Source organism: Flavobacterium micromati (assembly GCF_900129585.1).
Taxonomy (GTDB): Bacteria; Bacteroidota; Bacteroidia; order Flavobacteriales; family Flavobacteriaceae; genus Flavobacterium; species Flavobacterium micromati.
The window spans coordinates 146,744-169,475 of the sequence record NZ_FQWF01000009.1 but is presented as its reverse complement, the minus strand read 5'-3'; the positions used below and the strand labels follow the sequence as shown (position 1 = coordinate 169,475).

General features: G+C 34.4%; 20 protein-coding genes and 2 tRNA genes. 9 read left to right on the top strand and 13 right to left on the bottom strand.

Annotated features, from left to right (window positions below; all coding sequences use genetic code 11):
• Nucleotides 1-16: 16 nt before the first annotated feature.
• The 3 genes from BUB42_RS11135 to BUB42_RS11125 all read right to left on the bottom strand — a co-directional run bounded on the left by BUB42_RS11135 (nt 17) and on the right by BUB42_RS11125 (nt 3,233).
• The gene (locus tag BUB42_RS11135) at nt 17-2,134 is read right to left on the bottom strand and encodes an Ig-like domain-containing protein (protein WP_073020299.1); all 2,118 of its coding nucleotides are present in this window, start codon (nt 2,132-2,134) and stop codon (nt 17-19) included.
• A 30-nt stretch (nt 2,135-2,164) separates the two neighbouring features.
• Nucleotides 2,165-2,707 (bottom strand): RNA methyltransferase, encoded by a 543-nt coding sequence (locus BUB42_RS11130; protein WP_073020290.1) that lies wholly within the window; start codon nt 2,705-2,707, stop codon nt 2,165-2,167.
• Between the two features lie 67 nt (nt 2,708-2,774).
• The gene (locus BUB42_RS11125) at nt 2,775-3,233 is read right to left on the bottom strand and encodes a DUF1573 domain-containing protein (protein ID WP_073020289.1); all 459 of its coding nucleotides are present in this window, start codon (nt 3,231-3,233) and stop codon (nt 2,775-2,777) included.
• 164 nt (nt 3,234-3,397) lie between these two features.
• Between BUB42_RS11125 and mutS the strand changes: the two genes are divergently transcribed.
• The 6 genes from mutS (at nt 3,398) to BUB42_RS11095 (ending at nt 7,651) form a co-directional block, all read left to right on the top strand.
• Nucleotides 3,398-6,025 (top strand): DNA mismatch repair protein MutS, encoded by a 2,628-nt coding sequence (mutS, locus tag BUB42_RS11120; protein ID WP_073020287.1) that lies wholly within the window; start codon nt 3,398-3,400, stop codon nt 6,023-6,025.
• Nucleotides 6,026-6,173: 148 nt separating this feature from the next.
• Nucleotides 6,174-6,249 (top strand) — tRNA-Gly (locus BUB42_RS11115).
• Nucleotides 6,250-6,260: 11 nt separating this feature from the next.
• Nucleotides 6,261-6,346 (top strand) — tRNA-Leu (locus BUB42_RS11110).
• A gap of 52 nt (nt 6,347-6,398) precedes the next feature.
• The gene (locus BUB42_RS11105) at nt 6,399-6,680 is read left to right on the top strand and encodes a GIY-YIG nuclease family protein (protein WP_073020285.1); all 282 of its coding nucleotides are present in this window, start codon (nt 6,399-6,401) and stop codon (nt 6,678-6,680) included.
• Between the two features lie 97 nt (nt 6,681-6,777).
• Entirely contained in the window at nt 6,778-7,059 is a 282-nt protein-coding gene (locus BUB42_RS11100; protein WP_073020285.1) for a GIY-YIG nuclease family protein, read from the top strand.
• Between the two features lie 244 nt (nt 7,060-7,303).
• Entirely contained in the window at nt 7,304-7,651 is a 348-nt protein-coding gene (locus BUB42_RS11095; protein ID WP_073020283.1) for a DUF1508 domain-containing protein, read from the top strand.
• 140 nt (nt 7,652-7,791) lie between these two features.
• Here BUB42_RS11095 and BUB42_RS11090 read toward each other — a convergent pair whose 3' ends face one another.
• From BUB42_RS11090 to BUB42_RS11075, 4 genes are all read right to left on the bottom strand, one after another.
• Complete coding sequence (locus BUB42_RS11090) at nt 7,792-7,977, bottom strand: hypothetical protein (RefSeq protein ID WP_073020282.1); 186 nt, start codon at nt 7,975-7,977, stop codon at nt 7,792-7,794.
• A 192-nt stretch (nt 7,978-8,169) separates the two neighbouring features.
• Nucleotides 8,170-10,344: a S46 family peptidase gene (locus BUB42_RS11085; RefSeq protein ID WP_139257353.1), complete on the bottom strand. Its 2,175-nt coding sequence runs from the start codon at nt 10,342-10,344 to the stop codon at nt 8,170-8,172.
• Between the two features lie 23 nt (nt 10,345-10,367).
• The gene (locus tag BUB42_RS11080; RefSeq protein ID WP_073020278.1) at nt 10,368-10,814 is read right to left on the bottom strand and encodes a GNAT family N-acetyltransferase; all 447 of its coding nucleotides are present in this window, start codon (nt 10,812-10,814) and stop codon (nt 10,368-10,370) included.
• Nucleotides 10,801-12,042: a 3-deoxy-D-manno-octulosonic acid transferase gene (locus BUB42_RS11075; RefSeq protein ID WP_073020369.1), complete on the bottom strand. Its 1,242-nt coding sequence runs from the start codon at nt 12,040-12,042 to the stop codon at nt 10,801-10,803. Before BUB42_RS11075 ends, BUB42_RS11080 begins: the two co-directional genes overlap by 14 nt.
• 229 nt (nt 12,043-12,271) lie before the next feature.
• Here BUB42_RS11075 and BUB42_RS11070 point away from each other — a divergent pair, with 229 nt between their 5' ends.
• Both BUB42_RS11070 and galE read left to right on the top strand, forming a co-directional pair.
• Nucleotides 12,272-13,402: a DegT/DnrJ/EryC1/StrS family aminotransferase gene (locus BUB42_RS11070; protein WP_073020276.1), complete on the top strand. Its 1,131-nt coding sequence runs from the start codon at nt 12,272-12,274 to the stop codon at nt 13,400-13,402.
• A gap of 29 nt (nt 13,403-13,431) precedes the next feature.
• Nucleotides 13,432-14,445, top strand: coding sequence for a UDP-glucose 4-epimerase GalE (gene galE / locus BUB42_RS11065; RefSeq protein ID WP_073020275.1), 1,014 nt, complete (start codon nt 13,432-13,434; stop codon nt 14,443-14,445).
• Nucleotides 14,446-15,110: 665 nt separating this feature from the next.
• On the opposite strand, the gene fabD is transcribed toward galE, so the two are convergent.
• On the bottom strand, nt 15,111-15,983 hold the full coding sequence (gene fabD, locus BUB42_RS11060; protein WP_073020264.1) for an ACP S-malonyltransferase: 873 nt from the start codon (nt 15,981-15,983) through the stop codon (nt 15,111-15,113).
• A gap of 242 nt (nt 15,984-16,225) precedes the next feature.
• Between fabD and BUB42_RS11055 the strand changes: the two genes are divergently transcribed.
• A complete protein-coding gene (locus BUB42_RS11055) occupies nt 16,226-17,869 on the top strand; it encodes a hypothetical protein (RefSeq protein ID WP_073020262.1) in 1,644 nt (547 codons plus the stop codon).
• A gap of 39 nt (nt 17,870-17,908) precedes the next feature.
• Here the strand turns inward: BUB42_RS11055 and BUB42_RS11050 are convergent, their stop codons facing one another.
• From BUB42_RS11050 to BUB42_RS11030, 5 genes are all read right to left on the bottom strand, one after another.
• Nucleotides 17,909-18,226, bottom strand: coding sequence for a DUF6370 family protein (locus BUB42_RS11050; RefSeq protein WP_073020260.1), 318 nt, complete (start codon nt 18,224-18,226; stop codon nt 17,909-17,911).
• Nucleotides 18,227-18,229: 3 nt separating this feature from the next.
• Entirely contained in the window at nt 18,230-19,447 is a 1,218-nt protein-coding gene (gene purT, locus BUB42_RS11045) for a formate-dependent phosphoribosylglycinamide formyltransferase (RefSeq protein WP_262987404.1), read from the bottom strand.
• A gap of 233 nt (nt 19,448-19,680) precedes the next feature.
• Nucleotides 19,681-20,139, bottom strand: coding sequence for a ferritin-like domain-containing protein (locus BUB42_RS11040; RefSeq protein ID WP_073020258.1), 459 nt, complete (start codon nt 20,137-20,139; stop codon nt 19,681-19,683).
• A gap of 252 nt (nt 20,140-20,391) precedes the next feature.
• Nucleotides 20,392-21,579: a pyridoxal phosphate-dependent aminotransferase gene (locus BUB42_RS11035; RefSeq protein ID WP_073020256.1), complete on the bottom strand. Its 1,188-nt coding sequence runs from the start codon at nt 21,577-21,579 to the stop codon at nt 20,392-20,394.
• Nucleotides 21,580-21,640: 61 nt separating this feature from the next.
• A complete protein-coding gene (locus BUB42_RS11030; RefSeq protein ID WP_073020254.1) occupies nt 21,641-22,732 on the bottom strand; it encodes a fatty acid desaturase family protein in 1,092 nt (363 codons plus the stop codon).

The following is a 22,732-nucleotide window of genomic DNA, read 5'->3' as shown; positions in this document are numbered from 1 at the left end:
AGTCTACGAATTGTATTTATCGTTTTAAAGAGAAATGTCCTTTCATCGTAATACTTGATAAATCAATATTTAGAATATACCAATAGTCGGATGCAGGCAACGGAATTTTATTAAAAGTTCCATCCCAGCTTAATTTGGAACTATCAAGTCGTGTAATTAATTTTCCATACCTATCGAAAATTGACACTTGAGCTTTAGGATAATTTGCAAGGCCTTGAACTTCCCAAACGTCATTATAATTGTCGTTGTTTGGCGTGAAGAACTTGGGAATTCTTAACACAATAAACTCCGCACTATCACTGCTGCATAGATTTTTGTCTCTTACATAAGCAGTTTGCAATCCACTGGAAACATTATTAAACTCATTCGAACTTTGATAATTGATACCATCAATTGAGTATTCAAAATAATTTTGAGGATCTTTTAAATTAACGGTTACCGTCGTTTGGTCTACCTCAACAGTATTAATTTCGGGAATTTTATTTTCAATTACTTTAATTTTTTTGCGACTTGTACAATTTTCAGGTGAAAAACTGGTAACATCTACAGTGTAATTTCCTATCTGAGAAACCATTATTTGTTGCGTCGTCTCGCCAGTAGACCATAAATAAGACATATTAGGGAGTAAAGCGTCTAATGTTATGGTGCTAGACTGGCACTTTGTCAATTCTTGATCTTGCACTAATGGAGGACTATAAATTTTTACTTCTATTAATTTTCTGTCAAGAGAAACGCAACCATTGTTTTCTGCTTCCGCGTAATAATTAGTGTTTGCTGTGAGATTTGGTGTTGTGAAACTTGTTCCAGTTCCTTGAATTGTTCCGCCAGTAGGTGATAAATACCAGTTTATAATTCCTATATTACTTGTTGCATCTAAGATTACTGTTCCAGAGCCACATCTTGAGTTGAATGCTGTAATTATACTCACGGTAGGTATACTATTTATTGTTGCAATAATTGGCGTCCGCGGTGAACATTCTGCCGATACAAAATAAGTCGTTGAGCTAGTGAGTGGCGGCGTTGTGTAAGTAGTACCTGTAAATAATAGTGTTCCTGCTATTGCACTATCGAACCAATTTACCGCTCCATTTGACGCCGAAGCTCGAAGCGTTACGCTTCCTGATTCACATCGAGAGTCAGGAGTTGTGCCTATTATTTGAGGAATTGTAATTTTTGTACTTGCTGATACTTCAAGGACAGGATCTCCTGGCATTCCACCGTATTCAACGATAAATCCTTGGGGACGGTAGAATCCAGGTCCGCCAGTGTTAGCAAGGTCGTTCCATCCGCCTGTAACTGACCCAACGAGGTTTGGATTTGTAATATGTGCATAATGTTCATTTCCATTTAGATTATTAGGTTCCTGAAAATTATTATTTGTATTCCAAAAAGCAAAATTAGGACTGCTACCACTAGCATTTCCGTTCCAAAAAATAGTTCCTGCGCCACCATTAGCAAGTCCTTCAGGACCAGTTAACCATCTCCAAACTCCCTCAGTATCTGCATCACTACCACCTATCCATCCAGCTTCTGGCGCTTGTGCTCCAGCTAATTGTGCCTCATCAGCAGCGGTTAAAGTAGCTAAGTATCCTTGCAGGCCATAATAAAATTTTGTAGTAGCCAAAGCTTTTGCTTCGGTCCATGTAATATCTAAACTTGGAATAAATTCATAAAAGTGACCGTTTCTAGGCAAGTAATTTGCCGTTCCAAAACCTATATTAATCGAAAAATCGCGACTTCCAGTTGGAGATAATGACGAACTGCTATACTCCACGTCTTTGATAGCATTTTCAAAGTCTGAAAAAAGGACAGGATTTCCAGTTGGACTGGATAATTTCAATTTACCTTCGGCAGGACTCCAAGTTGTAATGATATTTGGATGTAAAACAGGATTGGTTAATGTTAATAAATCTTCATTAAAAACATAACCAGATGAAATTTGAATAAAAATTGCGTCAGAACTAGGATCGGTTGGGTCATGAGTTATTGTAACATTAGTAACTATCTTAATACTTGTTCCAGCACAAAAGATCTGATTTCCTGTTGCTAAAATTTTAGGCGGGGTGGTTTGTGCTCTAGCAATTGAGCCAAGAATGAGTAATAATGTTAAAAATGATAATTTGTTAATTCTCATTTTATAAAATTACATTATTCTTTTTAAATGCTAAATTTTAACAGGCCAATTCATTTTTTGGAATAAATCCCAAACTACAATTCCAGCACTCACTGAGATGTTTAGTGAATGTTTAGTTCCTAATTGCGGAATTTCAATCGATCCATCGCATAGTGCAACTGCTTCCTGCGAAACTCCATATACTTCATTTCCAAAAATCAATGCATACTTTTTATCTTTTTCAACTTTAAAATTTTGAAGAAAAATAGCACTTTCCACTTGTTCAATGGCAAGTGTAAGTACATTATCCTTTTTCAATGAATGAATTACTTCTAATACATTTTCATGGTGTTCCCAGCAAACTGTTTCAGTTGCGCCAAGTGCCGTTTTGTGAATTTCCTTGTTTGGAGGCGTTGCCGTAATTCCGCATAAATATATTTTTTCAATTAAAAATGCATCGGCGGTTCTAAAAACGGAACCAATATTGTGCAAACTACGAATGTCATCCAAAACCAGAATTAAAGGTGTTTTTTCAGATTGTTTAAAATCTTCGACTGATTTTCTGTCTAGTTCGCTATTTTCAAGTTTTCTCATTTCTGGATATTATTCAAAAAAAAAGCCTCCGAAATTAATGGAAGCTTTCATTATATATTTTTTTAAATTAACTTTTTACAGTCTCAGCAGCCAATACATTTCCTTTTATTGTAAGCGTTTTATTTGGAACGGTAGCATTGGTTGTTAAAGTAATTGTCTTTGTAAAAGTTTGACCACCTCTTGAAGTATCATATTTTACTCCTATTACTCCTTTTGCTCCAGGAGCAATCGGCTCTTTTGGATAAGATGGAACAGTACATCCACATGATCCTTGTGCATTAGTGATAATTAATGGTTTGTTACCGTTGTTGGTAAATACAAACTCACGTTTTCCATCAGAATTATAAGCAACAGTACCGTAATCTATGGTCTCATTAGCGAAAACCATTCCTGCACCTTCCACTTTTGAAGTTGCAACTGATGTAGTTTTAGCTTTAATTTTGTTAACTTTTTTTGATGTTTGTTGAGCATTAGAAGCTGTTACTCCTAAAACTAGTAATAATGCTAGCGTTACTATTTTTTTCATTTTCTTAAGTTTTTTTATTGGTTCGCCAAATTTAAAGAAAAAATCATGCCATTGGCTTAAAATAGACTTAAAAATATTAATTATTTTATGGAATCAGTAAAAGTGCCAATAAATAATTAAATTCGCTGTTCGATTATTCATTCATTTTTTAAATAGTAAGGAAGTTGGCATCAAAAGATAAATTGGTTAAAGAAACGCCTTTAATGAAACAATACAACGACATCAAGAGGAAATATCCTGATGCTTGTTTATTGTTTCGCGTAGGAGATTTTTATGAAACTTTTGGCGATGATGCTGTGAGAGCTTCAAAGATTTTAGGCATCACATTAACAAAAAGAGGTGCTGGATCTGAGACAGAAACCGCGCTTGCTGGCTTTCCGCATCATTCCATCAATACTTATTTGCCTAAACTAGTCAAGGCGGGTCTTCGAGTTGCGATCTGTGATCAGCTAGAAGATCCTAAAATGACAAAAACCATTGTAAAACGTGGTGTTACTGAACTAGTAACTCCAGGCGTTTCTATGAATGATGAGGTTTTGCAATCTAAAACGAATAATTTTTTAGCATCAGTTTATTTTGTAAGTAAATCGATCGGAATTTCATTTTTAGATGTTTCCACGGGTGAATTTTTAACTGCTCAAGGAAATGCTGAATATATCGATAAGCTATTACAGAATTTTAGTCCGAGTGAAGTTTTAATTCCTAAAAATAACAAGAGCGAGTTTCGAGAAATTTTCGGGGATGATTATCATAGTTTCTACCTCGAAGATTGGATTTATAATGAAGATTACGCTTTTGAAACTTTAACTAAACATTTTCAAACCGTTTCTCTCAAAGGATTTGGCATTGAGGAACTCAAAGAAGGAATTATCGCTTCCGGTGCTATTTTATATTATCTGTCAGAGACACAGCATAATCGCGTGCAACATATTACGAGTATTCAACGCATCGCTGAGGATGCTTACGTCTGGATGGATCGATTTACAATTCGCAATCTTGAATTGTATCATAGTTATAATCCAAATGCCGTAACGCTGATCGATGTTATTGATAAAACGCTTTCGCCAATGGGTGGTCGTTTGCTTAAAAGGTGGCTTGCTTTGCCTTTGAAAGACGCTAATAAAATTAAAAGTCGACACGAAGTGGTTTCTTATTTAAAAGAGAATCAGGACGTTTTAAAGAATATTCAAAATCAAATCAAGCAAATTTCTGATTTAGAACGTTTAATTTCTAAAATTGCAACGGGAAAAGTATCACCACGCGAAGTAGTTAATTTGAAGGAGTCATTAGACGCGATTATTCCTATCAAGACGCTGGCGTTAGCCAGTCCGCAAGAAGCCGTGAAGGTTATTGGTGATAGCTTACATAGCTGCGAATTACTGCGCGAAAAAATAAAAACAGTGCTTAATCAGAATGCTCCTGTGGCTGTTGCCAAAGGAAATGCAATTGCTAAAGGTGTTCACGCTGAATTAGACGATCTCAGAGCGGTGTCAACTTCTGGTAAGGAATTCTTAGAAGGAATTGAAAAACGCGAATCCCAAGCAACGGGGATTTCATCTTTAAAGATTTCATTTAACAATGTTTTTGGTTACTACATCGAAGTGCGAAACATGCACAAAGACAAAGTTCCAACAGAATGGATTAGGAAACAAACTTTAGTAAATGCAGAACGCTATATCACCGAAGAATTAAAAGAATACGAAACTAAAATTCTAGGCGCTGAAGAAAAAATTTACAAAATAGAAGTTGAGCTATTTGAGCAATTAGTCAGTTGGATTGCTACGTATATCAAACCAGTGCAAATGAATGCGAATTTAATTGCACAATTAGATTGTTTGTGTTCGTTTACCCAATTAGCAATTGAAAATAAATATGTTTGTCCTGAATTAGATGAAACATTTGAACTCGAAATTAAAAACGGGCGGCATCCGGTGATCGAGAAGCAATTGCCCGTTGGAATGCCATATATTGCAAATGATGTTTTCTTGGATCGAGAAACACAACAGCTGATTATGATCACGGGACCAAACATGTCTGGAAAATCGGCTATTTTAAGACAAACTGCGCTAATTGTACTACTAGCGCAAATGGGTTGCTTTGTTCCGGCAGAAAGCGTAAGAATGGGAATTGTCGATAAGATTTTTACTAGAGTAGGAGCGAGTGATAATATTTCGATGGGCGAATCGACTTTTATGGTCGAAATGAACGAAACCGCTTCTATCTTGAATAATATTTCGGATCGTAGTTTAGTTTTATTAGACGAAATCGGACGAGGAACCAGCACTTATGATGGAATATCGATAGCATGGGCGATTGCAGAGTTTTTACATGAGCACCCTTCGCAACCCAAAACCTTATTTGCCACGCACTATCACGAATTGAATGAAATGAGCGAATCGCTTCCAAGAATTCAAAATTACAACGTTGCTGTAAAAGAACTCAAAGATACGGTGCTTTTTATTCGGAAGTTGGTAAAAGGGGGAAGCGCGCATAGTTTTGGAATACATGTCGCAAAAATGGCTGGAATGCCGCAAATTGTAATTTTGAAAGCCCAAAAACTTTTGAAAAAATTAGAAAAAAATCATTCTAGTGATGCGCTAAATGGAATTAAAATTGCTAGTGTTCTAAAAGGCGAACAAGCAGATCAAATGCAAATGAGTTTTTTTAATTTGGATGATCCTTTGCTCGAAGAAATCAAAGACGAGATATTAAATCTTGACATAAATACCATAACACCTATGGAAGCATTGATGAAACTCAATGAAATTAAAAGAATGCTTACTAGAAAATAATTTTTTTGATTTTAAAGTTGAGGTTATCAGAAGGTTAACTTTTATATCAAAAATATTTGTAAAAAAGGCTTGTGTAATTCAATAAATGTCCTAAATTTGCCTCCGCAATACAGAACAAGTATCGCGGTTCTTTCTAAAAATTGAAAATGCGAAAATAGCTCAGTTGGTAGAGCGCGACCTTGCCAAGGTCGAGGTCGCGGGTTCGAGCCCCGTTTTTCGCTCCACATCACATAATGCTCGGATGGTGAAATTGGTAGACACGCTGGACTTAAAATCCAGTGAACAGCAATGTTCGTGCGGGTTCAAGTCCCGCTCTGAGTACAAGAAAAAGCTTCAAACTATGTTTGAAGCTTTTTTATTAGATAATTTTTAAATGTATTTCATTTATATACTTTATTCTAAAAAATTAGACAGGTATTATGTTGGTACTACTGATGATGTCGTCAAAAGGCTGAGTGAGCATAATTCTGGATTATATGACAGATCATTTACTGCCAAGGGAATTCCTTGGGATTTAAGATTAAGTTTTGAATGTGAAACCAGTGAGAAAGCATATTTCTTAGAGCGTTTTTTGAAAAGAATGAAATCTAGAATTTTTTTAGAGAAAGTAGTAGCTGATTCGAATATATTGTTTGATGTGCTTAGTAAATTATGATATAATAGCGGGTTCAACTCCGAAGCTTCGGAGCCGCTCTGAGTACAAGAAAAAGCTTCAAACTATGTTTGAAGCTTTTTTATTAGATAATTTTTAAATGTATTTCATTTATATACTTTATTCTAAAAAATTAGACAGGTATTATGTTGGTACTACTGATGATGTCGTCAAAAGGCTGAGTGAGCATAATTCTGGATTATATGACAGATCATTTACTGCCAAGGGAATTCCTTGGGATTTAAGATTAAGTTTTGAATGTGAAACCAGTGAGAAAGCATATTTCTTAGAGCGTTTTTTGAAAAGAATGAAATCTAGAATTTTTTTAGAGAAAGTAGTAGCTGATTCGAATATATTGTTTGATGTGCTTAGTAAATTATGATATAATAGCGGGTTCAACTCCGAAGCTTCGGAGCCGCTCTGAGTACAAGAAAAAGCTTCAAGTGAAGAGGTTTTTTTTGTTTTTAAAATCTTAAGAACCATGATTAATTAATTTAAAAAAGAACATTAAAATTTTATTTTAAAACAATTTCTTGAGATTGTTTTTTACTAAATAATTTAAACTTTGTGTTGCTAAATAAATAATTAACAAAAATGCAATTTCTAAAATTTAATAGTTAAAATTCATGGGAGCTTTTGTAATTAGTAAAAGATTTAATGACGAATACAAATTTGTATTTACTTCGAGAAAAGGCAAAATAGTATTTACAAGTTTGAGTTATGAACTCAAGTTTGAGTGTGAGGAAAATATTGAAAAGTTTAAACGCGAAATTGATTCTGCTGATTTTTTAAAGTTTAAGTCTTCTGGTGGGAAATTCTTTTTTAAATTGATATTAGGAGGTCATCACTTTGCAACAAGTAGAAAATACACTACTTCCTTGCGTTTACAAAAAGGGATTGATGAGATTGTTAAATATGGGTCTAGTTCAGAGATTTTAGACTTTACTGGTAATGACTGTATTTTTTTAGACTAGCGATTTAACAAAAAAAAGGGAACGTTTTGAAATTTCAAAACGCTCCCTTTTTTTCATCCATTCATATAATTACGAAAATAATAAGCATAAAAAAAGCCATCACGCTAAGCGGATGGCTTGATTTTTTCTGTAATTAAAAATTACTGAGCTGGAGTTACAGCAACTGTATCAACAGTAGTTACTGTCGTGTCAACAATTACAGCAGTAGTGTCAGTGATTACAGCAGTAGTGTCTACAGTAGTTTCTTCAGCTGCAGCGTCAGCTTTTTTACATGATACAACAGTTAAAACAGCAACGAAAGCTAAACTTAAAAATACTTTTTTCATCTTAATTTAATATAAAGGTTAATTATTAATTCCCCGCAAAGATATAAATTTTTTAATATGTAAAATATTTTTTTATTTTATTTTTTAATTTTTTTATTCTTATTTAACTGTAATATACATATTAATCATTTTAACAAAACTTAGCGAAATACAATATATGGTCAATTGTGTTAACTTGTCCCTAAACTGGGACTATAGTTGCTTGACGTTATTGTTTTTTACAGTTTTCTTTTTCTTTGAGTGAACTAGTTTTAATTCGTTAATTAGGTTTTGAGCTCCTGCATATTTGTCCATAATAAATAAAACATAGCGTATATCGACCATAATGTTTCGGCATATACTAGGGTCATAATAAATGTCACTCATAGTTCCTTCCCATACTCGGTCAAAATTTAATCCAACTAAGTTTCCATAAGCATCAATTGCAGGACTTCCAGAGTTTCCTCCTGTAGTATGATTTGTTCCAATGAAACAAACGGGCATTTTGCCATTTTCACCGTAAGGGCCATAATCTTTAGCGTTGTATAAATCAATTAATTTTGCTGGCACATCAAATTCGTAATCTCCTGGAACATATTTCTCCATAACGCCGTCTAAATACGTTACTGGGCTGTAAATAGTGGCGTCTTTGGGCTCATAACCTTTTACTTTTCCATAAGTCACCCTCAACGTGCTATTAGCATCTGGAAATATACGGCTGTCAGTATTTAGTTCTAATTGGGCTTTCATGTAAGTGCGTTGAAGTGCAGTGATGTTTAGATTGATTTCGTCATATTTTGGAGCAATTTCCTTTGCATATATTTCTCCTAGTTCTTTGACTAAAGTAAATCCTGGATCGGCATTTAAGTTTGTGATTACGGTTTTTGCATCACCAGAAAGCAATTGTTTCAAAGTATCATAACTGCGAAGTTTAGATTTACTGTAAACATCCGAAGCCAAGTTTTTAGCATTTACATTATTCAAACTTTGTGGTAAAAATTGCTTAGACGATTTGGTTGCGCACAACTCTATCAATTGTTCAAAAACTTTTTCGTCAACCACAGCATTAAAATTTTTGTAGAAGTCAGCCAAACCAGTAACTAAATTATTTCTTCTGTCATTAAACGCTTGTTCGCCTCTAACATTATATAATTGCTCTAATTGATACAGTTTGTATCCTGTGCTCAGCATTTCAGTGTTACGAAGTACAATTTCCATAAAATAATCTCTCGCCACTGCATACGGAGCGATTGCAGTATAATTTTTTTCGAAATCAGCTAAGAGTGTTCCGTATTCTTTTTCTTTTCCTGCTTTTATAATTTTTTGTTGAAAAAGTTTTTCTGCGTCTCTTTTTACAGCTACGGCATTTGATTTTTTTAATCCTTGTGTTTCGCCAATCCATTTTTTCCAATAGTTAGCAATACTTGCGTATTTTGACGCATATTGAATTTTAATCGCATTGTCTTTTCGCATAAAACCATCCGTAACTTTCAAGGCTCTATCTCTAATTTCTATTTTTGCTGGATTTAGTTCGTTTACAATCTGTTCGATGGCAACAGCTGGTAAATATTCATTTGTTTTTCCCGGGTAACCAAAAACTAGAGAGAAATCATCTTCGGCTATACCGTCAAGTGATATTGGTAAAAAATGTTTTGGCGTGTAAGGAATATTGTCTTTTGAATATTTTGCTGGACGATTGTTTTTGTCAGCATAAATTCTAAATAAAGAAAAATCTCCAGTATGACGCGGCCAAACCCAGTTGTCAGTATCGGATCCAAATTTCCCAATCGATGTAGGTGGAGCTCCAACTAATCGAACGTCATTAAATGTTTCCGTTACAAAAAGCATGTATTGGTTTCCTTCGTAAAAAGTACGGATTTTATTTTCTTGCCAATTTTCTTTGGATAAAGTCGCACTTAAAGTAGAAATATTTTCTTGAATTTTTTTCTGCTTCTCCGCTTCGTTTGTCAATGTCGCTGTTCCATTTAAAACCGCTGTCGTTACATCTTCAATTTTCACGATAAAAGTAACTGTCAAACCTTCGTTTGGTAATTCGTCTTCCGTTTTGTAGGCCCAAAAACCATTAGTAAGGTAATCATTTTCAACTGTTGAGTGTGATTGAATTTGCGAGTAGCCACAATGATGATTGGTTAAAATTAATCCTTTTGGAGAAATCACCTCAGAGGTGCAACCACCATTAAAATGGGGAACAGCATCCTTAATACTTGAAGTATTTACATCGTAAATATCTTTTACTGACATTTTCATGCCTAGATTTTTCATCTCTGTCTCGTTCATCCCTTTCAATAAAGAAGGAATCCACATTCCACCTTGCTGGGCTTGTGTCTGAAGAACAAATAATAATAGGAATAGTTTTAAAAATTTCATGTTTATTTATTTAATTTGCATTTTTAGTTGATTTTGTAAGCCATTAATTTCCGATTATGCAATTCAAAACCGCTGGCAATATACAATTTTTGTGCGTTTTGATTGTGATTTTCTATCTCTAAATAGATCAATTTCAACGATAATTGTTTACTTTCCTCTATAATAAATGCTAACGTTTGACTTCCAATTCCGTTACCTCGGAATTTTTCTCTTACATATAATTCATCCAGAAAAGCTATTTTACCTTGGTATTCAAAACTAAAAATGAAAGTGATAATCACGTAGCCCACAATTTCATTATTAAAAATAATGAGCCAGGCTTTCCCTAAATTTTCATTGGAAATAAAATCTGTCAATAAAGTTTTAGAAACGTCAACATCAATAGGATAATTATCAACTGCGTAAAATTCTTGCATCATTATCACTACTGATTCAATATCAGAAATTACCAGAGGCTTAAATTGTATCATTTAAAATGTGTTTTAAAATCACTGCCGTAGCTCCTTTATTCATTTGTACAAAGGTGCTAGATGTATGACCTTTCTCCCTTCGGATGTCGTCATTGCGTATCAGGTTTTCAAGCGCTTCATTTAATTCTTTTTGATTGGTAACCGAAACACAGGCTTCTATATTTACCAGCGCGATTGCTTCTGCAAAATGCGAATAGTTGGGTCCAATAATAATTGGAACGCCAAAAGTTGCTGGTTCTAATAGATTATGGACACCAGGATTTCCAAATCCGCCACCCACGTACGCGATATCCGCATAACTGTAGATTTTGGTCAAAATGCCAATAGTGTCAATAATAAAAACATCAAAGTCAGCTAAATTCTTTTCGTCTTTTTCAGAAAATAAAACTGTTTTTTTATTTATGCTGTTTTTTAATTCTATAATCTGTTCCTTTTTTATATTGTGCGGTGCAATGATAAATTTTATATTTAATTGGTATGAATTAATAAAATTCACTAAAAGTTTTTCATCTGTTGGCCATGAGCTTCCTACAACAATAGTTAGCGTATTATTTTTAAACTGAGAAATAAAATCAAGCGAATTGTCTTTTTCTAAAATGTTTATCACTCGGTCAAATCGAGTGTCGCCAGAAACAGCAACATTTGTTTTGCCTAATTCTTGAAGCAATTTTTTTGAAGTTTCATTTTGTACAAAAAAATAAGTAAATGTTTCTAATGCTTCTCTGTAAAAACCACCGTACCATTTGAAAAATAGTTGATTCTTTCTAAGAATTCCAGAGATTAAATAAGTTTTAGTATTCCGTTTTTTGAGCTCCGCTAAATAATTAGGCCAATATTCATATTTGATAAAGAATACCATTTCTGGATGAACGATTTTCAAAAAAATTTTTGCATTTTTTTTGGTGTCCAAAGGCAAATAAACCGTAACGTCAGCAACAGTATTATTTTTTCTAACCTCATAACCCGAAGGTGAGAAAAAGGTAACCACGATTTTATGTAAAGGGAATTGTTTTTTTATTTTTTCGATCACGGGTAAGCCTTGCTCGTATTCGCCAAGTGAAGCGGCATGAAACCAGATTGTTTTGTCTCTGGGTTTTATTTTTTGTTCCAAAACAAGGAAAACTACTTTCCGGCCATTCACAAAAAGTTTCATTTTTGGATTGAAAAGAGCCACTATTTTTAAGAAAAAACCAGCAAATTGTACAACTAGATTATAGAGAAAAAGCATCATTATAATTTTGGGGCTAAAATACGTTTTCTTTAGGTTTATTGCTGCAGCATAAATAGATAAATTTTGCTTGTCATGAACCCACTTTTTATTTCAAAGGAATACTATCTTTTTTTAATGAGGGTCGCATTGGTTTCAACTCATAAATAACTATTTTTGTGCTTCGTTTTAAGAAAGTAATGACCGTATTTAGAAACGGTACACTTTCGAACAATAAACAAAAATTACAATGAAAAAAATCCAAATGGTTGACTTGAAAAGTCAATATGATAAAATTGCAGTTACCGTGAATGCCTCGATTCAGGAGGTTTTAAATACTAACACTTATATCAATGGACCTCAAGTTCATCAATTTCAAAAATCTTTAGAAGAATATCTAGATGTAAAACATGTAATTCCTTGCGCTAATGGAACCGATGCGTTGCAAATTGCAATGATGGGACTTGATTTAAAACCTGGCGATGAGGTAATTACCGCTGATTTTACCTTTGCAGCAACTGTTGAAGTGATTGCGTTACTGCAATTAACACCAGTTTTAGTTGATGTTGATCTTTATAACATGAATATTTCGATAGAAGGAATTAAAAAAGCAATCACACCAAAAACTAAAGCAATTGTGCCGGTTCATTTATTTGGCCGTGCTGCTAATATGGAAGCGATTATGGCTATTGCCAAAGAACATAATCTATACGTTATTGAAGATAATGCACAGGCAATTGGAGCGAATTGTAAATTTTCTGATGGAACTAAGAAAAAAGCTGGAACTATTGGACACGTAGGTGCGACTTCATTTTTTCCATCTAAAAATCTAGGATGTTATGGAGATGGAGGAGCAATTTTTACAAATGATGATGCCTTGGCTCACAAACTACGTGGAATAGTAAATCACGGAATGTACGAGCGTTACCATCACGATGTTGTAGGTGTTAATTCACGTTTAGATAGTATTCAAGCAGCAGTTTTAAATGCGAAATTACCGTTGCTGGATCAGTACGGGAAAGCAAGGCAAGATGCTGCTAGAAAATATTCAGCTGCGTTAGAAGGACATAAAAATATCATCGCACCATTTATATGTGACATTTGTGACTGTCACGTTTTTCATCAATACACATTACGTATTGTTGCATCAGACAGGAATGGATTGATGCAACATTTACTGGATAAAGGTATTCCTTGTGCAATTTATTATCCAATTCCTTTGCATTCGCAAAAAGCGTATAAAGATGCGAGATACAAAGAAGAAGATTTTCCGGTAACGAATCAATTGGTGACCGAAGTGCTTTCATTACCTATGCATACAGAGCTTGACGATGAACAAATTAAATATATTACGGATAGTATTTTAGAATTTTTAAAATAACAGCGTTTGTATTAAAATCAGTAAAAAAGATGAAAGTATTAGTAACAGGTGGTTTGGGCTTTATAGGATCTCATACAGTAGTGGAATTACAAAATGAAGGATTTGAGGTAATCGTTATTGATAATTTATCAAATACTTCGCTAAGTGTTTTAGACGGAATTCAAAACATCACTGGTAAAGTTCCTCAATATGAAAATATAGACTTGCGTGAAAAAGAGAGAGTGCAAGATTTTTTTAAAAGACATCAGGATATTTCCGGAGTAATTCATTTTGCAGCTTCAAAAGCGGTAGGAGAGAGTGTTGAAAATCCATTGTTATATTATGAAAATAACGTCAGCGCATTGGTTTATATATTGCAACAATTACAACAAAAACCAGAGGCTAATTTTATATTTAGTTCCTCTTGTACTGTGTACGGTCAAGCCGAAAAAATGCCAATAACAGAAGATGCTGCATTGCAACAAGCTTTGTCGCCTTATGGAAATACCAAAGCAATAGGGGAGGAGATTATAACCGATACTGCCAAAGTAACGAATATTAATGCAATCTTGCTGCGTTATTTTAATCCTATTGGATCTCATCCAACCGCTGAAATAGGTGAATTACCGCTAGGAATTCCTCAAAATCTTGTTCCTTTTATTACGCAAACAGGTTTTGGTTTGCGAAAAGAATTGGCCGTTTACGGTGATGATTATCCTACTCCAGATGGAACAGCAGTTCGTGATTATATTCACGTAGTTGATTTGGCGAAAGCCCATGTAATTGCGTTACAACGATTACTGAATAAAAAAAACAAATCAAAAGTAGAGACTTTCAATTTAGGTACTGGAACAGGAAGTTCTGTATTGGAAGTGATCCATTCATTTGAAAAAGTGAGTGGAAAAAAATTGCCATTTAAAATTGTAGGTCGTAGAGAAGGAGATGTTACTTCGGCTTACGCCAATACTGATGAGGCAAATAATGTTTTAGGTTGGAAAGCGCAATCTACTCTTGATGAAGCGATGGCGAGCGCCTGGAAGTGGGAACAGAAAATAAGAAGTTAAACTTTGAATAGTACAACTAAAAAATCTCAAATTATCAAAAATGATAGTTTGGGATTTTTTTATGACTCTGATTTTCTAAAACTGTCTTTATGAATTATAAAAAATAATTACTGAGAAAGCTGAAGAACCAGTAATTGCTTATAAAACAACTTCAAAATAAAAAGGTTTTGGAAAGAATTTTGATATTAATATCGAGTTTAAAAACGTTTATACATTTAAAGAGTTTTTATCTGAAATGAAAAAACGAATAAGTAAGTATCCTTGGAAAAAATAATTTATAAAAATAGTATTTTAGATTATTTTGACGAATTAGTCTATTTATTATTCAAAAAGAATATTTTTCTTATCAAGAGAATTCAGAAAAGTATTTGGAAAAATTACTTCAGTTCATTTCTCAAAATATTAAAGATTTTCCAAGCAGGAAAACTTCCGCGGAATTTCATTGTCTTGGTTTCCATTATATTTTTTACAATTATAATAAACGAACAATAGTATATGTTTTTTTCGAAAAAGTCAGGTACCGATTATTTGATTACAGGAATTTTAAATAATCAGTGCAAGGAAGCGACTAGTTTATAATAAAAAAATCCCCATCAACTTTCGTTCACAAGGATTGTATTTGTACAAGAGCTCTGATCACTAAAACTGATCACTCATCACTATTTTTATGCGTTCGCAGTCGCCGCTTCCTTATCAATTTTACCAATCAATCCAGCTAAAACTTTTCCAGGACCAATTTCAGTGAATAAAGTAGCTCCGTCGGCAATCATTTGCTGTACCGATTGTGTCCATTTTACAGGAGCAGTCAGTTGTATAATTAAATTTTTCTTGATCTCTTCTGGCGATGAAACTGCGTTAGCAGTGACGTTTTGATATACCGGACAAATAGGAGTAGAGAATGTGGTTGCTTCAATAGCAGCTTCTAGTTCCGCTCTAGCTGGTTCCATCATTGGCGAATGAAATGCTCCGCCTACAGGTAATAATAACGCTCTTTTTGCTCCAGCTGCTTTCATTGCTTCACATGCTTTTTCTACCGCTGATGTTTCTCCAGAAATTACTAATTGCCCGGGACAATTATAGTTCGCCGCTACAACAACGCCATCAATTGAAGCACAAACTTCTTCAACAATAGTGTCGGCCAATCCTAATACAGCTGCCATAGTTGAAGGCTTTATATCACAAGCTTTTTGCATTGCTAACGCTCTTTGTGATACTAATTTTAGACCATCTTCAAATGACAATGTACCATTTGCAACTAATGCTGAAAATTCGCCTAAAGAATGGCCCGCTACCATTTCTGGTTTAAAATCTATTAATGTTTTTGCCAAAATAACCGAATGTAAAAATACTGCTGGCTGGGTTACTTTAGTCTGTTTCAGTTCCTCTGCAGTTCCGCTAAACATTATATCTGTAATGCGAAAACCTAATATTTGATTTGCTTTTTCAAACAATTCTTTTGCTAATGTGGAATTTTCATATAAGTCTTTGCCCATTCCTGTGAACTGTGCGCCCTGACCTGGAAATACGTATGCTTTCATTTATGCTGAGTTTATTATAGCATTTTATCAATGCTGAACAGTTATTGTTTTAAAAGTATCTGGTTTTAAAAAAAATCAGCTGCAAAAATACTATTTTTTATGGTATTTGAAACTATCGCTTTGATTTGGGTTCTACAACTGTTAGGATAAATAACATAAACTACATCGACGTTATCACAATTGAGTGCTTTTCTTGTGTAACATAATGGATATTTTTATACTAATTTAGTAAAAAATAGAAAATGAAAAAAATCTTATCAATTATAGCACTGATAGCAATTACTTTACTGCTCTTTTACATTAATTTACCTGTTATAAACTACGGTTTTACAGGATTTGCCTTTTTAATAATAGTGGTTTTGGTCATTGCTGTAGTTTTGTCAACTGGAATTTCTGTTTCACAACAAACGAATCAGGTTAAGCTAGCCAGGATGCCAAGCAAATTTTTATATATTTCCATAGCAATACTTTTATTCTACTGCTTCGTAATTCCGTTTTTTACCAGCATGAAAATGTTGAGAACTGATTCGTATCAAAAATTAATTGGGGAAGTAAAAAACGGCCAAAAAATAACTAATCACATTGCGCCAATTTCAATAGATAAAATCCGAGTAGTTGATGAGGAACTTGCATATTTGCTGGGTGAAAAGATATTAGGTTCACAACCCGCTCTTGGAAGTCAAGTTGAGCTGGGAGAATTTTGTATTCAGAAAGTAAATGATGAACTGTATTGGGTTGCTCCATTATTGCATTCTGGATTTTTAAAATGGTTTAATAACAAAGACGGAACTGCCGGATATGTGATGGTTTCTGCAACTAACGAGCGTGATGTAAAATTAGTGCAGCAAGTGGGCGGAAAAGACATTAAGATAAAATACCAGCCTAACGCTTATTTTGGAAGTGAAATTCATAGACATGTATACTTTAATGGAAACGCAACGGTAGGTTTAACCGATTTTAGTTTTGAGATTGACGATTCTGGAAATCCGTTTTGGGTTATCACTACATACACTAAAAAAATTGGTTTTGCTGGAAAGGAAGCCACAGGAATTATTTTAGTTGATGCACAATCTGGTGTTATGTCGGAGTACACAATTGCAAAAACCCCACTGTGGGTAGATCGGATTCAGCCTTTGGATTTTATAGAAGATCAGCTAAATGATTGGGGAGAATATGTTCGCGGATACTGGAATTGGTCAAATGCAGATAAACTTCAAATCACTGAGGGCTTGACATTGGTTTACGGAAAAGACAATAAATCGTATTGGTACACGGGACTAACTTCGGTAGGGAAAGATGAATCAGCCGTAGGCTTTGTTCTTGTCGATACTAGAACTAAAGAATCAACTTTTTATAAGCAAAGCGGTGCAACCGAATATGCTGCGCAAAGTTCAGCGCAAGGGAAAGTTCAGGAAAAAGGATATCGAGCTTCGCTGCCTATTCCGTATAACATCAATAATATTCCAGCTTATGTAATGACGCTGAAAGATGACGGCGGACTTGTAAAGATGTTTGCTATGGTTGATATTTCAGATTATACAATCGTAGGCGTGGGGAATACAATGCGTGAGACATTGACTTCCTTCAAAAATGTTTACAACATGGCCGATAATAAGATCAATCCAAATGCGGTTTCTGATAAGAAAACAGTGAAATCAGTCATAACCCGAATCCAAAATGATGTAAAAAACGGGAATAGTTTTTATTATTTTAAAGTCAAAGATTATCCGAATATTTTTGTGGGTTCCTCCCAAATATCAAATCAATTACCGGTAACCATGATTGGAGATAGTATCTCAGTTTCCTTCGATCAAGATTTGGAAGAAGTAATTGATATTTCGAGTTTTGCAAATCTCAATCTGAAAGGGAGTTTGAAAAGTAAGTAATTATTAAATTGGCTTGTAATATTTTTTTGCAAGCCAATTTTATTTATTTGGTAATAGTTTAAAAGAAGTAACGTTAAATCGATCTTTAACAATAGTTCCTACGACTTCGGCTTTTCTTATTTTAGCGCAAAAACCATCATCTGCATGTGCATCACCGTGAGAATCAATTGACGTCCCATCGACAAAATAAGGTTTACCATCAATACGAACCGCTAATTCACAACCGTGCCCCTCCATTCCAAATTGGCATTGGCCGCACGAAACTTCAACGAGTTGAGTTTTTAATGTTTGTTTTTTGTCTTGTGCAAATCCTAGATTTATGGTTAGGAAAAGTCCAAGTAGTACAATGTATTTCATATTTTAATGTTTTACACTTATTAATTTTGCAGCCTCAACTGCTCGTGCAACCACAGTTTCAATAGGAGTTTCAAGTGAATCGTAGGTCAAAGCTACACCCATTCTTCTAAAAGGTCGCGATGTGGGTTTACCAAAAATTCTAAAGTCGGTTTTTGACAAAGCAGCGATTTTTTCTAAACCAGAATAGGTGGGATTTACTGAGTTTTCCGAAGCTAAAATTACAGCACTAGCTCCAGCCTTTTCCAATGTGATTTCTGGTATTGGCAAACTTAAAATAGCGCGTAAATGCAATTCAAATTCATTAAAGTTTTGCGTTCCTGCTAATGTAACCATTCCTGTATCGTGCGGTCTTGGCGACAATTCAGAGAAATAAACGCCATCATCAGCTAAAAAAAACTCAACTCCAAAAAGTCCTGCACCTCCTAAAGCCTCCGTTACTTTTTTGGCTATGTCTTGTGCTTCAAACAAATCTGCATCTGAAATTCTGGCAGGTTGCCAGCTTTCCATATAATCGCCACGTTCTTGTCGGTGGCCAATGGGCGCGCAAAACAAGGTAGGATTGTTCTTCTGTACAACGGTCAAAAGAGTAATTTCCGAATTAAATTTGACAAATGCTTCAACAATTACTTCCACCACATCTCCACGAGAACCAGCTACAGCATATTTCCAAGCTTTTTCAATATCTGTAATAGTTTTTATGGTAGATTGCCCCTTTCCAGAGGAGGACATTAACGGTTTGACAACGCAGGGCATTCCAACAGCTTCCACTCCTTTTCGTAATTGCTCGGCGGTGGTTGCGTAACGATAATTCGCCGTTTTTAGTCCTAATTTTTTCGAGGCTAAATCCCGAATCGCTTTTCTGTTCATAGTATAATTTGCCGCTTTCGCAGAAGGGACTACGGTGATGCCTTGTTTTTCATACTCGTAAAAACGTTCGGTCCGAATGGCTTCTATTTCTGGAACGATAAAGTCAGGATTGTGTTTAGCGACAATAAAATCTAACGCTTCTCCATCCAGCATGTTAATTACTTCAAAACCGTGAGCAACTTGCATAGCAGGTGCATTTTTGTAGCTGTCAACTGCAATTACAATTTGTCCAATTCGTTGTGCAGCAATCGTAAATTCTTTACCTAATTCGCCAGAGCCTAGAAGAAGTATTTTCATGATTTTGGGATCTTGTGTGGATTGTAAAAATAAGAAAATGAATTTTTGTGACAACATAAATTGTAATCATTTTGACAAAAATTCAGAGTGAGTTTTAAATCCATTTTTTTATTACTTCTTTGTTTTTTAATTTTCAAAAACTGCCACGTTCGGGAATACACGATATTTAAAAAAAAGGTTTTTCGGCTCGCAGTCAATTTTAAAATCCTAATTTATACATTATCTTAAACTTAAAAAACCATTTAATTCAAAGAATTAAATGGTTTCCTAAACAAAAAAACAATGTGGTACTAAGACATTTTTTGTGCTTTAATTTTCAGTAAAGTACTTTCTATACTACTTAATTGCCTTGATAAAATGGAAATTTGATTGGAGTGTAAATCATTCTTTTCTATTGCCATTTTATATTTTTCGATTGCCGCTTCTTCACCTGTAATACAAGCATTGATGATTGCTTCAGCGTCGCCACCAGTGAAAGTAGATTTAATGTCAATCCAAGTCCGGTGCAAAGCTCCTAAAGCTCCTCCACCAGATTCATCGGTAGATTTACCTAGTTTGTTAATCTCGTCTTGTATTTCTACTATAAAAAGAGAACGTTCTCTAGCGTAATCGAAAAAATTAGCTTTGATAGCAGCATTTTCGACTTTGTCAGCGGCATCTATATATCCTAATTTTCCATCTTCTAGAATCGAAATCAATCCTTCTAATGTGCTTACTGTTTCTTTTGTGGTTTCATCTGTTTGTATCATAATATCTAATTTAATAATTTATATGTGTTACAAAGTTGATACTTAAACCACTAGTAAGTGTTATAGAATTATTTTGATTGTTTATAATATTATGGTGTTAATTCTTTTTTTAAATTTTAATGGTATTTATGTTACTGTTGTAAAATTTGAAATTTAAATTTTATTGTTAAAAAAAATTGACAAATATATCTTCAGTTTATAAAAAAGCCTCAAGAAAATCTTGAGGCTTTAGAATACTTTTTAAAACTTATTTTAAGATACCGCTTCTTTTATTCGGCGTAAAGCTTCTATTAATATGTCTTCGCTTGTGGCGTAAGAAAAACGAATACAGTCTGGATTTCCAAAAGCATCTCCAGTTACGGTTGCTACATTGGCTTCGCCCAAAAGATACATCGAGAAATCATTTGCATCTTTAATGAAAGTTCCTTTTATTGTTTTTCCAAAGAAAGAAGAAACGTCTGGGAATACGTAAAATGCGCCTTCTGGAACATTAATTTTTATTCCTGGAATCTCCTTTAATAATCCTACAACTAAATCTCTACGACTGTGAAACGCATCAACCATGTGTTTCAAAACGCTTGGATCAGCTTCAACGGCAGTAATAGTGGCACGTTGTGCAATACTATTGGCTCCGCTAGTTACTTGTCCTTGGATTTTTGTACACGCTTTTGCAATAAATTCAGGCGCACCAATATAACCAATTCTCCAACCTGTCATTGCGAATGCTTTAGCAACTCCGTTTACCGTGATTGTTCGTTCTAACATTCCTGGAATAGAAGCAATACTGCAAAACGTCCCTGAAAAATTAATGTGTTCGTAGATTTCATCTGCGACGACATAAACATGGGGATATTTTTCCAGTACCGCAGCAAGCGCCGTTAATTCTTCTCTACTATACACAGTTCCACTTGGATTACAAGGAGAACTAAACCACATCATTTTTGTTTTTGGCGTAATAGCAGCTTCTAGCTGTTGCGGTGTGATCTTGAAATCGGTTTCGACAGCTGTTGGCACTACAATAGGAACACCACCTGATAATTTAACAATTTCAAAATAAGAAACCCAGTATGGTGCTGGTAATATCACTTCGTCACCATCGTTAAGCATTACTTGTGCAATATTGTATAAAGATTGTTTTGCTCCTGTTGAAACTACAATTTGAGACGGTTTGTACTCTAAATTATTATCTCTTTTAAATTTTCTACAAATCGCTTCCTTCAATTCCATATATCCTTCAACTGGAGAATATGTGCTGTAATTTTCATCAATAGCACGTTTTGCAGCATCTTTGATAAAGTCAGGTGTATTAAAATCAGGTTCCCCTAAACTTAAACTGATGATGTCTTTTCCTTGTGCTTTTAGTTCTCTGGCTAAAGCTGCCATTGCTAATGTTTGTGAAGTTGCCAGGTTGTTGATCCTGTCTGAAAGTGGGTTGCTCATTAAAAAAGTGAATTGCCCTTAATTTTTTACTTTTAGGGAGGTTAGTAATAGTTTGTATGAATTATAATGCAGGTTTCATACCCAATTCTTTTAGATGCTTAAAGTGAGCAATTACAGCACCTCGCATCGTTTTATATTCGTAATATGGCAAATTACATTCTTCGGCTGTTTCCTTTACAATTTTTGCAATTTTCCCATAATGAATATGGCTAATATGTGGGAAAATGTGGTGTTCAATTTGGTGATTTAGTCCACCTGTGTACCAGTTAACAATTGCATTTTTAGGAGCAAAGTTAGTTGTTGTAAATAGTTGATGAATTGCCCAAGTGTTGTCCATCTCGCCTAATTCATTTGGTGATGGATTTGTAGTTTCTTCAACAACGTGTGCTAATTGGAACACAACACTTAAAATTAAACCCGCTGTGTAATGCATCACGAAAAATCCAATTAAAACTTTCCACCATATAATTCCAATAACAATAGGCAAAACAATCCAAATAGAAACATAAATTATTTTTGTAATAATTAATGTTGTCCAAAGTACTTTCGGACTTTTTGCTTCTCCATAAGATAATTTTCTCTTTAGATAATTACGCATTTGTTTAAAATCAGTTGTTATTGCCCAATTGAAAGTCAATAAACCATAAAGAAAAACAGAATAATATTGTTGAAAACGGTGAAAATTATACCACTTTGCATCTTTTGTAAATCTAATTACGCGTCCAGCATCTAAATCTTCATCGTGTCCGGGAATATTAGTATAAGTATGGTGTAAAACATTGTGCTGCACTTGCCAGTTATGTACATTTCCAGCGAGCACGTAAATTGTTCCTCCCATGAATTTATTTACCCAGCTTTTATTAGAGTATGAACCGTGATTTCCATCGTGCATAACGTTCATTCCAACGCCTGCCATTCCTATTCCCATGACGATTGTCAATAATAAATGCGCCCAAAAAGGCATACCGAGCGTTAAAATTATAAAATAAGGTGCTAAAAAAACCGAAAACAAAATAATTGTTTTTAAATACAATTTCCAGTTACCCGTTTTTTGAATGTTATTTTCTTTGAAGTAATTGTTAACACGTGAGTTAAGTGTTCTAAAAAATTTCAAGTTGTCTTGCTTTGCAAATGTTGGAGCGTTATTATTCAT